13 protein-coding genes are annotated in these 14205 nt (G+C 71.0%); 7 read left to right on the top strand and 6 right to left on the bottom strand.

From position 1 onward, the window contains the following. A complete protein-coding gene (locus Aple_RS25345; RefSeq protein WP_373869630.1) occupies positions 1-582 on the bottom strand; it encodes a hypothetical protein in 582 nt (193 codons plus the stop codon). A 172-nt stretch (positions 583-754) separates the two neighbouring features. Here Aple_RS25345 and Aple_RS25340 point away from each other — a divergent pair, with 172 nt between their 5' ends. Next, positions 755-1903 carry a lipase family protein gene (locus tag Aple_RS25340; RefSeq protein WP_170321658.1) on the top strand — a complete coding sequence of 383 codons (1149 nt, stop codon included), beginning with the start codon at positions 755-757 and terminating at the stop codon, positions 1901-1903. Between the two features lie 47 nt (positions 1904-1950). Continuing rightward, positions 1951-2619 (top strand): NADPH-dependent F420 reductase, encoded by a 669-nt coding sequence (npdG, locus tag Aple_RS25335; protein ID WP_155347195.1) that lies wholly within the window; start codon positions 1951-1953, stop codon positions 2617-2619. Here npdG and Aple_RS25330 read toward each other — a convergent pair. Next, complete coding sequence (locus Aple_RS25330) at positions 2606-3523, bottom strand: threonine/serine dehydratase (protein ID WP_155347194.1); 918 nt, start codon at positions 3521-3523, stop codon at positions 2606-2608. The two genes, npdG and Aple_RS25330, sit on opposite strands and share 14 nt — an antisense overlap. A gap of 10 nt (positions 3524-3533) precedes the next feature. Beyond that, entirely contained in the window at positions 3534-4706 is a 1173-nt protein-coding gene (locus Aple_RS25325; RefSeq protein WP_155347193.1) for a trans-sulfuration enzyme family protein, read from the bottom strand. A 90-nt stretch (positions 4707-4796) separates the two neighbouring features. On the opposite strand from Aple_RS25325, the gene Aple_RS25320 reads away from it, so the two are divergent. Continuing rightward, the gene (locus tag Aple_RS25320; RefSeq protein WP_155347192.1) at positions 4797-6242 is read left to right on the top strand and encodes an aminotransferase-like domain-containing protein; all 1446 of its coding nucleotides are present in this window, start codon (positions 4797-4799) and stop codon (positions 6240-6242) included. Positions 6243-6245: 3 nt separating this feature from the next. Here the strand turns inward: Aple_RS25320 and Aple_RS25315 are convergent, their stop codons facing one another. After that, positions 6246-7067 carry a peptidylprolyl isomerase gene (locus Aple_RS25315; RefSeq protein ID WP_246264765.1) on the bottom strand — a complete coding sequence of 274 codons (822 nt, stop codon included), beginning with the start codon at positions 7065-7067 and terminating at the stop codon, positions 6246-6248. Positions 7068-7216: 149 nt separating this feature from the next. Between Aple_RS25315 and Aple_RS25310 the strand changes: the two genes are divergently transcribed. Beyond that, complete coding sequence (locus Aple_RS25310) at positions 7217-7897, top strand: alpha/beta hydrolase (RefSeq protein WP_155347191.1); 681 nt, start codon at positions 7217-7219, stop codon at positions 7895-7897. Positions 7898-7937: 40 nt separating this feature from the next. Here Aple_RS25310 and panB read toward each other — a convergent pair whose 3' ends face one another. After that, positions 7938-8777: a 3-methyl-2-oxobutanoate hydroxymethyltransferase gene (panB, locus tag Aple_RS25305; RefSeq protein ID WP_155347190.1), complete on the bottom strand. Its 840-nt coding sequence runs from the start codon at positions 8775-8777 to the stop codon at positions 7938-7940. A 158-nt stretch (positions 8778-8935) separates the two neighbouring features. Here panB and Aple_RS25300 point away from each other — a divergent pair, with 158 nt between their 5' ends. The 3 genes from Aple_RS25300 (at position 8936) to Aple_RS25290 (ending at position 12430) form a co-directional block, all read left to right on the top strand. After that, positions 8936-10117 carry an MFS transporter gene (locus Aple_RS25300; protein ID WP_155347189.1) on the top strand — a complete coding sequence of 394 codons (1182 nt, stop codon included), beginning with the start codon at positions 8936-8938 and terminating at the stop codon, positions 10115-10117. Positions 10118-10232: 115 nt separating this feature from the next. Next, positions 10233-11795, top strand: coding sequence for an MFS transporter (locus Aple_RS25295; protein ID WP_155347188.1), 1563 nt, complete (start codon positions 10233-10235; stop codon positions 11793-11795). 29 nt (positions 11796-11824) lie between these two features. Continuing rightward, positions 11825-12430, top strand: a complete 606-nt coding sequence (locus Aple_RS25290; RefSeq protein WP_155347187.1) for a TetR/AcrR family transcriptional regulator — start codon at positions 11825-11827, stop codon at positions 12428-12430. Here Aple_RS25290 and Aple_RS25285 read toward each other — a convergent pair. After that, complete coding sequence (locus Aple_RS25285; RefSeq protein WP_155347186.1) at positions 12427-14169, bottom strand: NAD+ synthase; 1743 nt, start codon at positions 14167-14169, stop codon at positions 12427-12429. The genes Aple_RS25290 and Aple_RS25285 overlap by 4 nt on opposite strands. Positions 14170-14205 lie beyond the last annotated feature (36 nt).

The following is a 14205-nucleotide window of genomic DNA, read 5'->3' as shown; positions in this document are numbered from 1 at the left end:
TCAGTCGAGGGTCCGGGGTCCGGTCACCCGGTCGGCGAGGCGGGCGAGGCGTTCGCGCAGGGAGGCGCGGTGCGGGAGTTCGGCGGCGGCCATGCTGATCAGGTGCTGGGCGCCGTCGAAGGAGAGCGGGGCGCCGATCTCGGGGATGGAGAGGGCGTCGTGGGCCAGGGACGCGAGATCGGGGTCGCCGCCGTCCAGGGCCAGGATGGTGGCGCCGGTCCTGCGGGCGTCGTCGACGCGTTCCAGCAGGGGGACGGGCGCCTGGTCCTCGGCGACGACTAAGAGGGTTTCGCCCCGGGTGGCGGCGGTCAGCCGGTCCAGGCCGACGCGGAGGTGGGCGGGGGCGTCCGGGGGAGGGGACCAGCGGAGCAGGGTGGGGGCGAGCTGGCCCAGGCCGGACAGGCGCGCTTCGTCGCTGAGGTGCGCGGTCAGGTGCCAGGGTTCCTCGTCGGGGGTGCCGACCAGGAGCAGGCCGCCGGGGGAGCGGGTGGCGCGGAGCGTGCGGCCGAATTCGCGGGTGCGGGCCACCCAGTCGGTGGAGGCGAGGGCCTCCCGCAGGAATCTGACCGCGGCGGCGTCCATGCGTTCCATCGTGCCCCAGGTCACGGCCGTGCGGCGGGGTTCGGCCAGATTGCCGGTGGCAGGTGTCACATTTTTCCCTGCTATGCCCTCTTGACCAGGAGCTACTGCCGGGTAACTATCAAGCTCACGGCGCCGTCCACCGAGCAGTGACGCCACGAAGGGCGGCCTCACCATGCACGTTCGAGTCAGATCCGCCGTGCTCGCCATCGGCTCCCTCCTGTTATCCACCCTGTTCCTCGCTCCCGCCTCCGCGGCCGCTCCCGGCGACGTCGTCGAGGCCACTCCGACCACCGTCTACCTCGCGCCGGGCCGGCTGCTGGAAGTTCCCGTCAAGGCCTGGCACCTGCGCTACCGCTCGACCTCCGCGACCGGCGCCGCCACCATCGTGTCCGGCACGCTGCTGGTTCCGAAGGCGTCCTACCCGTTCGGGAAACGTCCCGTCGCCGGGTACGCGGTCGGCACCCACGGCCTCGGCGACCAGTGCGCCCCCTCGCAGGCGATGGCCAACGGGACGGAGCTGGAGCTCGCGTTCATGAGCCTGCTGCTGCTCAAGGGCTGGGCGGTCGCGGTGACCGACTACGAGGGGCTCGGCACGCCGGGCGATCACACGTACATGGCGGGCCGCTCGCAGGGGCAGGCCGTGCTCGACTCGATCAGGGCGGCGACCAGGACCCCGGGCGCGAACGTGGCGGCGGGCGGCCCCGTCGTGATCATGGGCTACTCGCAGGGCGGCTCGTCGGCCGGGTGGGCGGCCGAGCTGCACTCCTCGTACGCCCCCGAGCTCAAACTCAAAGGCGTCGCCGCCGGCGGAGTCCCGGCCGACCTCCAGGCGGTGGCCGACAACGTGGACGGCGGCCCCGACTTCGGCCTGGCCGCGGCGGCGGGCGTCGGCCTGGACGCGGCCTACCCCGAACTCGCCCTGGAGAGCTACCTCACCCCCGAGGGCGCGGCCCTGTTCGACGACGCCCGCGACGACTGCGTGGACGAGATCAGATCCAAGCTGGCCGGCCGCCACCTGACCGACCTGACCACGACCGACGTGATGCACCGCCCCGACTGGCAGGCCAGGCTGGCCCAGAACCGGCTCGGCGCGAGCAAGCCGTCCGTGCCCATGTTCGTCTACCACGGCACCGGCGACGAGATCATCCCGATCGCGGTCAGCCGCACGCTGCGGCGCGAGTACTGCGCCAAGGGCGCCAACGTGCTGTGGACGTCGGTTCCGGCGAGCAGCCACGTGCTGGGCGCGGTCGAGGGCGGCCCGCTCGCGATCGCCTGGCTGGCCTCCCGGGTGCTCGGCCTCCCGGCCATCAGCAACTGTTGAGGGGACGGCTGACGGGTCCCTTCGGAGGGCCTGGCATGATCTAGCCCATGGTTGAGCGGAATGATATTTCGGAACTGACGATCGCGATCCTGGGCGGCACCGGTGATCAGGGCAAGGGCCTGGCGCACCGGTTCGCGCTGGCCGGGCACCAGGTGCTGATCGGCTCGCGCAACGCGGAGCGGGCGCACGCGGCCGCCGCTGAGCTGAGCGTCGCGGGAAACGTGACGGGCGGCGAGAACGCGGCGGTCGCGGCGGCGGCCGACGTGGTGATCGTGGCGGTGCCCTGGGAGGGGCACGCGGCGACCGTGTCGGCCCTGGCCGGGGAGCTGGCCGGGAAGATCGTGGTGGACTGCGTCAACCCGCTCGGCTTCGACAAGCAGGGCGCGTACCCACTGGTGGTGGAGGAGGGCAGCGCGGCTCAGCAGGCGGCGGCGCTGCTGCCCGCCAGCCGGGTCGTGGCCGCCTTCCACCACGTGTCCGCGGTCCTGCTCCTGGATCCCGCCGTCGCCACCATCGACCTGGACGTCCTGGTCCTCGGCGACGACCGCGAGGCCACGGATCTGGTCCAGGCCCTGGCCGCCCGCATCCCCGGCGTCCGCGGCGTCTACGGCGGACGCCTCCGCAACGCCCACCAGATCGAGGCCTTCACCGCCAACCTGATCTCGATCAACCGCCGGTACAAGGCCCACGCCGGGCTCAGAATCACCGACGTGTGACGGCCAGGGTGGCGGGATCGGTGTTGGAACCGCAGACGATCACGGCCACCCGCTCGCCCGGCGCGGGGGTGTAAGCCCCGGCGCGCAGGGCGGCCAGGGCCGCCGCGCCCGCGTGCTCGACCGCGATGCGGTGGTCGTGCCAGAGCGCGTGGCGGGCTTCGACGATGGCGTCGTCGGAGACCAGGACGCTGGTGACGCGTCCGGCCACGGTCTCGTACGCGATGCGGCCGAGCATGCTCGCGCCGAGGGCGTCCGCGCCGACGCCGCTGACCTCGACGCGCACGGGCCCGCCTGCGGCCAGGGCACGGTGCAGGGTCGGGATACGCTCCGGTTCCACGGCGACCACCTGGGCCCGGCCGTCCAGACCGGCGACGATCCCGGCCACCAGGCCGCCTCCGCCGACGGCCACCACAACCGTGTCCACCTGGCCGACCTGCTCCAGGAGTTCCGGTGCCACCGTGCCCTGACCGGCGGCGACGTCGAGCTGGTCGTAGGCGTGGATCTCGACGGCGCCCGTCTCGGCGGCGCGTTTCCCGGAGGCTTCGAGGGCTTCCTGGTAGATCGCCCCGCCGATGACCACCTCCGCGCCCAGGGCGCGCAGGCCCGCGATCTTCACGGGCGCGCACACCTCGGGGACGAAGATCTCCGCGCGTACGCCGAGGCGACGGGCCGCGAAGGCGACCGCGAGGCCGTGGTTGCCGCCGCTGGCCGCGAGCACCCCGGCGGCGGGCGGGGTGGCGCCGAGGAGCCGGTTGAAGGCTCCCCTGACCTTGAAGGAGCCCGCGTGCTGGAGGCATTCCAGCTTGAGCCAGCGCCCGGGTTCGACCTCGATGACGGGCGTGCGCAGCACATACCCGCCGATGCGATCCGCCGCCCGCGCCACGTCCGCCCGTGTGACCGTCATCCGGGGAACTCTAGTCCAGGGCTTGGGCGATGTCGGCCCAGAGGTCCTCGGCGTGCTCGATGCCGACCGCCACGCGGACGGTTCCCGCGCCGATCCCCGCCTGGGCCAGCTGCGACTCGTCCAGGTGGCGGTGGGAGGTGCTGGCGGGGTGGAGGATCAGGGTCTCGACGCCGCCCAGGGAAGGGGCGAGGAGCGCGAGCCGTACCGAGCTCATGAATTTCTCGCCGGCCGCGCGCCCGCCGAGCAGGTCGAAGGAGAACACGCCGCTGAAGTCGGGGAGGAGTTTGGCGGCGATCTCGTGGGAGGGGTGGCTCGCCAGGCCGGGCCAGTGCACGGCGGCGACCGCCGGGTGACCGGCCAGGCGGGTGGCCAGCACGCGGGCGTTGGCGCAGTGGCGTTCCATCCGCAGCGCGAGCGTCTGCATGCCGCGCAGGGTCAGCCAGGCCGCGAACGGGTCGGGGGTGGCGCCGAGAGCGCAGGAGTAGGACCAGACCTTCCGGTAGAGCGCGTCGTCGGCGAAGACCGCCAGGCCGCCGATGATGTCGGCGTGGCCGCTCAGGTATTTGGTGGTCGAGTGCAGGACGATGTCGGCGCCGTGCTCGATCGGGCGGCACAGGACCGGTGAGGCGAAGGTGTTGTCCACCGCCGTGAGGATGCCCGCCTCGCGCGCGGCGGCGCACATCGCGGGCAGGTCCGCGACCTGGGTCATCGGGTTGGCGATGGTCTCCAGGTAGAGCAGCTTGGTCTGCGGCCGGATGGCCGCGCGGACCGCCGCCGGGTCGTGTTCCGGCACGTGGCTGACCTGGATGCCGAACCGCTCGACGAGATCGTCGAGCATGTGCGCGGTGCCGCCGTAGAGCGCGTGCTGCGCGATGACGTGGTCGCCCGGTTGCAGTAACCCGAGCAGCACCATGTTGATCGCGCCCATCCCGGAGGCCGCGGCCACCGCCGCCACGCCTCCTTCGAGGCCGGCGACGGCGTCCTCCAGGGACCGTACGGTCGGGTTGGAGTAGCGCGCGTAGACGAACGCGCCGTCCGGGCGGGTCATCCCGTCCGCGAACACCGCGGGGTCCTCGAACTCGAACCCCGACGTCTGGTAGATCGGCACTGAGATCGGCGAACTCCCGGTCAGCACCGGCTTCGGCAGGTGAACAAGCCGCGTTTCCGGTCGAAAAGCACTCATAACGCCAAGGATTACTTGAAACTCCGCCCGATGTCAGATCCAATGGCTCCGAATTGGTCCGCTTCTCGAGCCAATGGAGGGAGTGCGCGGATGGACGTCGAGCGGTTGATCGGGTGGCTGGGGCGCTGGGCGTCCGGGCGAGGGCCGCTGTATCTGCTGCTGGCGATCCGGCTGCGGGCGCTGATCGACGACGGGCTGCTGCCGCCGGGGTCGGCGTTGCCGCCCGACCGGGTGCTGGCGCGGCGGCTGGCCGTCGGCAGGGGGACGGTCGTGGCGGCCTACGACCTGCTGCAGCAGGAAGGGCGGGTGATCCGGCGGCAGGGCAGCGGAACCAGGGTCGCCGAGGCGGAGCTGCCCGCCACCCGGGCGGCGGACGGGGTGTCGAACCCGCTGCTGCTGCACGTGCTCGACCCGCCGGACGGGGTGACGCTGCTGACCTGTGCCGCGCCGATCGAGCCGCCGCCCGAGCTGATCGAGGCGTACCAGGAGGCGGTCACGCGGTTGAGCGGGGTTCGCCACGATATTGGCTACCATCCGGCTGGATATCCGGATCTGCGGCGGGCGCTGGCGGAGTACTACAGCCGCCGCGGCCTGCCCACCGGCCCGGACCAGATCCTGGTCACCAACGGCGGCCAGCAGGCCATCTCGCTGATCACCGCGCTGCTGGTGGCGCCGGGGGACACGGTCAGGATCGAGAGCCCGACCTACCCGAGCGCCATCGAGATCTTCCGCGACGCCGGGGCCCTGCTCTCCCCCTGCGACCTGGCCGAAGCCCACGACCGGGGTGTGCTGTCCCCGCGCGAGCCGGAGGTGGGCAAGCCCGCCCTCGCGTACGTGATCCCGACCGCCCACAACCCGACCGGCCTGATCATGCCCCCGCTGGCCCGGCGCCGCCTGGCCGGCTGGGCGGCCGCCGCCGACGTCCCGGTGATCGACGACGAGGTCCCCGCCGAGCTCTGCTTCGACGACGAGCTCCCGTTCCCTCTCGCCGCGTACGTCAAGGGCGAGCACCTCATCACGGTCGCCTCCCTCAGCAAACTGATCTGGGGCGGCATCCGGGTTGGCTGGATCCGTGCCGCCACCCCCGTCATCTCCCGGCTGGCCCGCCTGCGCGCCATCCACGACCTGGGCGGTGACGTCCTCGCCCAGCTCGCCGCCATCGCTCTCCTGCGCCGCCTGGACGAGATACGCCAAGCCCGCGTGGCCACCCTCAAACACCGCCACGACCACCTGCGCGCCCAGCTCGCCACTCGGCTTCCCTCCTGGTCCCACCAGCCCGCTCTGGGCGGCCAGACCCTGTGGGTACGGCTCCCGCGCGGCGACGCCGGCGCCTTGGCCCAGCTGACCGCCCGCCACGGCGTCGCCGTCCCGCCCGGCCCGTCCTTCGACCCGGCGGGCGAGCACGTGGACCGCCTGCGGCTGCCGTTCGTGCACCCGGAGGCCGAACTCACCGAATCGGTCGCCCGGCTCGCCGCCGCCTGGGCCGAGTACGACGGCACCCGCCGCCGCGCCTCGCTCCACCCCTTGGTCGTGTGAGCGCTACTTGAGCACGATCGTGGAGATCTTGACGGGGATCTTCGGCGCGTTGGAGCCGCCCTCGTCGCTGAGGATGTCGTCCTGGGTGGTCTGCACGCCTCCAGCGACGATCTTGTCGATGATCTCCATGCCCTTCACGACCACGCCGAACGGCGTGTAGGCGGCGGGCAGCTGCGCGGTCTCGTTCGCGGTGGAGATCGCGAACTGGCTGCCGTTGGAGTTGGCCGCGTCCCCGCCCTGCGCCATGAAGACCACGCCGCGCACGTACTGCGGGCCGAGGTTCTCATCCGGGAACAGGTAGCCGGGCCCGCCGGTGCCGTCGGTCGGGTTCTTCCCGTCGCCCTTGGCCTGCGGGTCGCCGCACTGGAGCATGTCCACGCCGTTGGTCTCGGCGGTGACCAGGCGATGGCAGACGGTGTCGTCGAAGTATTTTTTGTCGGCCAGGAACGCGAAGGAGTTCACCGTGCACGGCGTGTTCGGGGTGAGCTCGATCACGATGTCACCGTGGTTGGTGCGCATCGTCATGGTCTTGGCGTTCAACGCGGCCTTGGTGGGCTTCTTGGCCGGGAAGCCGACGAACTTGGCCGGGCTCCCGGTGTCGTCCTTGCGGTAGTCGCAGGTGGCCTTGGCCGGGTTGACCGGCGGCGCGGGGCTCTCGTCCGAGAGCTCCGACGGGACCGCTGACGGGACCTCCGAGGGCGGCACCGACGAGGGTGCGCCGGACTCGGCCGCGACCGGGGCAGTCGCGTCGGAGCCGCTGCAGGCGGTCACGAGCGCCAGGGTCAGCCCCATGCCGAGGACGGCTAAACGCTTGCTGTCAAACACGGATTTTACCTTCCGCTTATACGATACGTAGCCGATTCGGTGCGCAACGCTAGCGGTGATCTTGTTCGTTCCGTGTAAGCCGGTGCCTCTTCGTTCGCGCTAAGAGGACGTCCGCCCTAGAGGGACGATCTCGGGTGAATGCTGGGGTAATGGACGCGACCTTCGTGCTGGTGCACAGTCCCTCCGTCGGGCCTTCGACGTGGACGCCGGTCGCCGCCGCGTTACGCGCCCGGGGGCGGGCGGCGGTCGTGCCCTCGCTGGTCGATGTCGGGGTGGGGGCTCCGCCGTACTGGCCGAGGGTGGTGGACGAGGTGGTGGCGTCGGCGCCGCTCGGGCCGCTGGCGATCGTGGCGCACAGCAACGCGGGCCTGTTCGTGCCCCTGGTGGTGGAGGCCCTGCGCGGGCAGATCACGATCTGCCTGTTCGTGGACGCGGCCCTGCCACCCCGGAGGGGCTCCACCCGGGCGGCCGAGCCGGAGCACCTGGTCTTCCTTGGTTCGATGGCCGATCCGGACGGCATCCTGCCGCGCTGGACGGATTGGTGGCCGGAGGAGGCGGTCGCAGAACTGGTGCCCGATGAGGCGGCTCGCCGCCAGATCGTGGCTGAGCAGCCGCGGCTTCCGCTGGCGTACTACGACCAGGAGATTCCTGTACCGGCCAAGTGGGATCATGTGCGCGGCGCGTACCTGTGGTTCGGCGAACCCTATGCGAGGGTCGCCAAGGAGGCTGACGAGCGTGGGTGGCCGGTCACGCGCATTCCGGGTGAGCACCTTCACCAGGTCGTCGCCCCGGGCGAGATCGCGGAGTGGCTGATCAGCGCGTCGCAGTAGGCCGTGGCCCGGAGGTGGCCCGGGCCACGGCGCCGCTTGTTCAGCTGTAGCTGTGTTCGGCGGTGGGGAACGCGCCGGTGACCACCTCGTCGGCGAAGGTGCGGACCGCGCGGTGCATCTCGCCCGCCAGGTCCGCGTACTTCTTGACGAACTTCGCGGGGTGCTCGGTCAGGCCCATGAGGTCCTGCCAGACGAGAACCTGCGCGTCCGTGCCCGGGCCCGCGCCGATCCCGATGGTGGGGATGGAGAGGGCAGTGGTGACGCGGTTGGCCAGGTCGGTGGGAACACACTCGAGGACGAGCGAGAAGGCACCCGCGTGCTCGAGAGCCTTGGCGTCCGCCATCAGCTCCTCGCCCGACTGGCCGCGGCCCTGCACCCGATACCCACCGAAGACGTTCACCGACTGGGGGGTGAGGCCGAGGTGGCCCATGACGGGGATGCCGGCCGAGACGAGGGTTTCGATCTGGGGGAGAACCCGGGTGCCGCCCTCCAGTTTGACGGCGTGGGCTCCGGCTTCCTTCATGAACCGGGTCGCCGACTCCAGGGCCTGCTGGGGTGAGGCCTGGTAGGAGCCGAACGGGAGATCGGCCACGACCATGGCCCGGGAGGAGCCCCGGACGACGGCGGCCGTGAGGGAGATGAGGTCGTCGACGGTCACCGGGAGCGTCGAGTCGTAACCGAAGACCACCATCGCGGCCGAGTCGCCGACGAGCATGACGGGGATGCCCGCCTCGTCGAAGACCCGCGCGGTCATCGCGTCGTACGCGGTGACCATCGGCCAGCGCTCGTGCCGCGCCTTGGCGGCGCCGATATCGCGGACGGTGACCCTGCGCCCGGCGTTCCCGCCATAGAGCGCACTGACAGAACTAGCAGAGGACATGGCTACCTCCAGGTCTCGTGGCGCCCCAGTGGCGTCCCCGGACAGTCAGATCATTGCATGCCGTCACCAGGTGGGAACACCCCACGCCGCCCCGGTAATCCAGTGGCGAACCTGTCGGTGCCGCAGGGCACAATGCCATGCGGAGGTAAGTCGCAAAAATGGAAATTGAACCTTACCGTCGGGTCCTGGCTGAGCCCGGCGTGCGGAACCTGCTCGTAGTCGGACTCCTCGCCCGGATCCCGCACACAGCTACCAGCCTGGTGCTGACGTTGCACACGGTGAAGTCGCTCGGGATGACCTGGACCCAGGCCGGACTGGTCGGCGCCTCGGCCACGATCGGCATGGCGCTGGGCTCGCCCATCACGGGCCGGTTCATCGACCGGCGCGGGGTGCGGCCGGTGGTGGTGGTCACCATGCTGGCGCAGTTCCTGTTCTGGGTGAGCGCGTGGGCGTTGCCGTACCCGGCGCTGCTGGTCCTGGCGGGGGTGAGCGGGCTGCTGATGTTGCCGGTGTTCGGGGTGATCCGGCAGTGCCTGGCGGCGATGGTGCCCGTTGAGAGCCATCGGACCGGGTTCGCGCTGGACTCGATGGCCACCGAGACGTCGTTCATGATCGGCCCGGCGGTGGCGGCCGCCGGGGTGAGCGCGCTGTCCAGCACCACCGCGATGGCGGTGATCGGGGTCGGCTTCCTCGGCGCGGGCCTGGCGTTATTCGCGCTGAATCCGCCCACCCGGTCAGCCGCCGAGCTCGCGGCCGAGACCGGCGAGCACGTTCCCCGGCGGCAGTGGCTGACGCCCCGGCTGCTCACCGTGCTGGTGATGGGGTCCACGCTCTGTTTCGTGCTGACCTCCACCGACCTCGCCATCGTGGCGACGCTGGAGGACAGCGGCGCCACCGGCTGGATCGGCCCGGTCATCAGCATCTGGTGCCTCTCCTCGCTGGTCGGCGGGTTCGTCTACGGCGGCCTTTCGCGCGGCTTCTCGCCGCTGGCCATGATCGCCACGCTCAGCGCGCTGACGATTCCGGTCGGGCTGGCGGGCGGCGGCTGGTGGTGGCTCTGCCTGGCGCTCATCCCCAGCGGCCTGCTCTGCGCGCCCTCCCAGTCCGCCACCGTCGACATGGTCAACAGGTGGGCGCCCACGGCGGTGCGCGGCGAGGTGATGGGCCTGCACGGCACCTTCCTGACCACCGGCATCGCCGTCGCGGGCCCGATCGCCGGAGCCATCATCGACGGGGCAGGTCCGGACTGGGCGTTCGCCGGGGCGGGACTGATCGGCCTGGCCGTGGTCGCCGCGGCCGCTCCGATCTGGCGGAAGGCGCCCGAGCCGGTGCTTGTGTGATCTAGGGGAATGACCCGCCCTTGAGGATTGCTTTACGGGACCGTTGCGTATCGTAAAGCCATACGATACGGTGGCGTTGCGAAACTAGATCGTATCGTATTTGGGGGGAAATATCGTGGAACCAGACTCTGGTCACCCGCGCCGCTGGCAGATCCTCGGCGTGATGGTGTTCAGCCTGCTCGCGGTGGTGCTCGACAACACCATCCTGAACGTGGCGATCAAGACGATCGCCGACCCGGTCCACGGCCTGGGCGCCACCCAGGGCGAGCTGGAGTGGGCCATGAACTCCTACACGCTCGTGTTCGCGGGACTGCTGTTCACCTTCGGCGTGCTCGGCGACCGCTACGGGCGTAAGCGCATGCTGCTGATCGGCATGATCCTGTTCGGCCTGGCCTCGCTGGCCAGCGCGTACGCCCAGGATCCGATGCAGCTGATCGTGGCCAGAGCCCTGATGGGCATCGGCGGCGCGGCGATCATGCCCGCCACCCTGGCGATCATCTCCAACGTCTTCCCGCTCCACGAGCGCGGCCGGGCGATCGGCGTCTGGGCGGGCGGCGTCGGCATCGCCGTCGCGATCGGCCCGATCACCGGCGGCCTGCTGCTCGAACACTTCTGGTGGGGCTCGGTCTTCCTGATCAACGTGCCGATCGTGCTGCTCGCGATCGTGCTGATCGCCTCGCTGGTGCCCGACTCCAAGGACCCGCACCGGGCCGCGCTCGACCCGGTCGGCGTGCTGCTGTCCATCCTGGGCCTGGTCGCCCTGGTCTACGGCATCGTCAGGATCACCGAGCTGGGCACCGCCGCCGACGTCACGGTCATCGTGCCGTCCGCGATCGGCCTGGCCATCCTGGCCGCCTTCGTCTGGTACGAGAGCCGCATCGACCACCCGGCCTTCGACGTGCGCAACTTCCGCAACGCGGGCTTCTCCACCGCGATCATCACCGTCGGCCTGGTGTTCTTCGCGGCCATGGGCGTGCTGTTCTTCCTGGCGTTCTACTGGCAGATCGTCCGCGGCTTCTCGCCGCTGCAGTCGGGCGCGCTGGTGCTGCCGTTCGCGGTGGCGCAGCTGCTGTTCTCGCCGCAGAGCGCCCGGGTGGTGGAGCGGTTCGGCGCCAGGGCGGTCGGCACCGTCTCGATGCTGGTGATCGCCGTCGCGCTGGCCGGCTACGTGTTCGCCGAGGCGGACACGCCGCTGTGGATCCTGCTGGTGCTCGGGTTCGTGCAGGGCGCGGCGATGGCCAACATCCTGCCCACCTCGACCACGGCGATCATGAACGCGCTGCCACGGGAGAAGGCCGGGGTAGGCTCCTCGATGAGCAACGTGGTCCGCCAGGTCGGTGGCACGCTCGGCATCGCCGTGCTGGGCGCCGCGCTCTCGGCCAGCTACCGGGGGAACATGGAGGGCCAGGTCACCGGCTTGCCGCCGGAGGCCGCTCACGCGGTGACCGAGTCGATCGCCGGGGCCGCCGCCGTGACCGAGCGCATGGGCGCGCAGGGCGCGGCGCTGATGGACGCGGCCAACGACGCGTTCGTCACCGGCATTCACTGGGCGGCGGCGGGTTCGGCCCTGGTCGCCCTGATCGGCGCGCTCGTGGTCGCCCGCTGGATGCCGGGCAAGAGCGCGAAGTACGTCCCGGCCCACGCCACTGACGTGGAGCGGGAATCGGCGGTAGTTTAACGATCACACGCGCGAGAGGAGGCTCCGAGATGACCGTGATGGGAACCGCCAGGCCCGCGGGGCGTCCCCGGAGTGAGCGGGCGGAGAAGGCGATCGTGGACGCCACGCTCGATCTGATCGGCGAGGGCACCTCGGTGTCCGAGCTGTCGATCGAGGCCGTGGCGGCCCGCGCCGGAGTGGGCAAGACGACGATCTACCGGCGCTGGGCCAACAAGGAGGAGCTGGTCGGGGACGCCCTGGCCACCCTCAAGGCCCCGCTGCCGGTGGTCGAGGGCCGGACGGTCCGGGAGGATCTGGTCGCCTATCTGGACGTGATGCGGCAGGACTCGCTCACCCTGCGCACCCGCTGCATCATGAACATCGCGATGAGCGAACCTGACCGCCACCCGAACCTGTACGAACGTTTCCACAAGACCGCCATCGAGCCCCGCAGGGTCGCGATGCGCGCGGTGCTGGGACGCGGCGTGGCCAGCGGGGAACTCCGCCCCGACCTGGACATCGAGCTGGCCATCGGCATGCTCAGCGGCACCATGCTCTGGTACACCAAAGGGGCGGCCCACAACAACACGCCCCTCGCCGACGACCTGGCCGCCAGAATCGTCGACGAGGCTTTGCGCGGCTTCCTGTCCCGTTAGCCTTCCCGCCACCGGTTGGTGATGGGAAGGCGCCGGTCGCGTCCGAAGTTCTTGGGGCTGATCTTCGGACCCGGCGGGTACTGGCGGCGCTTGTACTCCGCCGTGTCCACCAGCCGGATCACCCGGGTCACCAGCTCGGGATCGTGCCCGGCCGCGATCAGCTCCTCCCGCCCCAGATCCTGTTCCACGTAGTCGTCCAGGAGCCGGTCGAGCACCTCGTACGGCGGGAGCGAGTCGGTGTCCCGCTGTTCGGGCCGCAGTTCCGCGCTCGGCTCCTTGGTGATCGAGTTCTCCGGGATGGGCGGCGGCGTGGACCGCGTGTTCCGCCACTTGGACAGCTCCCAGACCAGGCTCTTGGGCACGTCCTTGATCGGGGCGAAGCCGCCGGCGGAGTCGCCGTACAGGGTGGAGTAGCCGGTCGCCAGCTCGCTCTTGTTGCCGGTGGTGAGCACCAGGTGGCCGTGCTGGTTGGACAGCGACATCAGCAGCATGCCGCGCACCCGCGCCTGCAGGTTCTCGGCCGCCAGGCCGGTCAGCTCGATCTCCTTCTCGAACGCGTTGACCACGTCGGCGATCGGCACCACCCGCGCCTGCAGCCCCTGGCGGCGGACCAGCTCCTCGGCGTCCTCGACGGAGTGGTCGGAGGAGTAGCGCGACGGCATCAGCACCACGTGCACCCGGTCGGGCCCGATCGCGTCGGCCGCGATGGTCGCGGTGAGCGCCGAGTCGATGCCGCCGGACAGCCCGAGGATGACCGACTGGAACCCGTTCTTGGCCACGTAGTCGCGCACTCCGAGCACCAGCGCCTGATACACCTCGGCCCGGTCGTCGAGCCGCTCCTGGATCACCGGCGGCTCGGCCGGATACGCCAGCGGCTCCTCCGACAGCACGACCCGCTCGACGGTGATCGTCGTGCCGTCCTCGGCGTCCACCTGGAACTCCCCGGGCTGGCCCGAACCCAGCGGCAGCTCCAGATCGGCGACCAGCAGCTCCTCGGTGAACTGCCCGGCCCGCGCGATCAGCTCCCCCTCGGCCGACACGATCAGCGAGTCCCCGTCGAAGATCAGCTCATCCTGCCCGCCCACCTGGTTGGCGTAGGCGAGCGCGCACCCCGCCTCCCCGGCCCGGCGGGCGCACAGCGCGAACCGCACGTCGTCCTTGTTCATCTCGTACGGCGAGGCGTTCGGCACCACCAGCAGCCCCGCCCCCGCCTCCCGCGCCACCGAGACGGGACCACCCTCCTGCCACAGGTCCTCGCAGATGGCCACCGCCACGTCCACCCCGTGCAACCGGAAGACGGGCAGCCGATCCCCGCGCACGAAATATCGGTATTCATCGAAGACGCCGTAGTTCGGCAGGTGATGTTTGGCCGTCCGCATCACCACCCGCCCCTGGTGCAGCAGCGCGGCGGCGTCCAGCGGCGCGCCCTTCGGCTGCCCCACCCGATGCGTCAGCCCTGCCCGGTCGACGTAACCCACCACGACCGGCAGCTCGCCGAGCCCCTCGGCGGCGAGCCGGGCGGCGACCGCCTCGAGCCCGGCGATGGACGCGTCCACGAACGAGGTCCGCAGCACGAGATCCTCCACCGGATAGCCGGTGAGGAACATCTCGGTGAACACCACCAGGTGCGCGCCGCGGTCGGCGGCGCGGCGGGTCCACCCGATCAGTTTGTCGGCGTTTCCGGCGAGGTCGCCGACGACAGGATTGGTCTGGGCGAGGGCAATACGGAGTTGGGCCACGCGACCAGGGTACGGCCCCCGATTTATTGTCGTCAA

This window comes from Acrocarpospora pleiomorpha, assembly GCF_009687885.1.
Lineage (GTDB): Bacteria > Actinomycetota > Actinomycetes > Streptosporangiales > Streptosporangiaceae > Acrocarpospora > Acrocarpospora pleiomorpha.
This window is presented reverse-complemented; position numbering and strand designations above follow the sequence as displayed.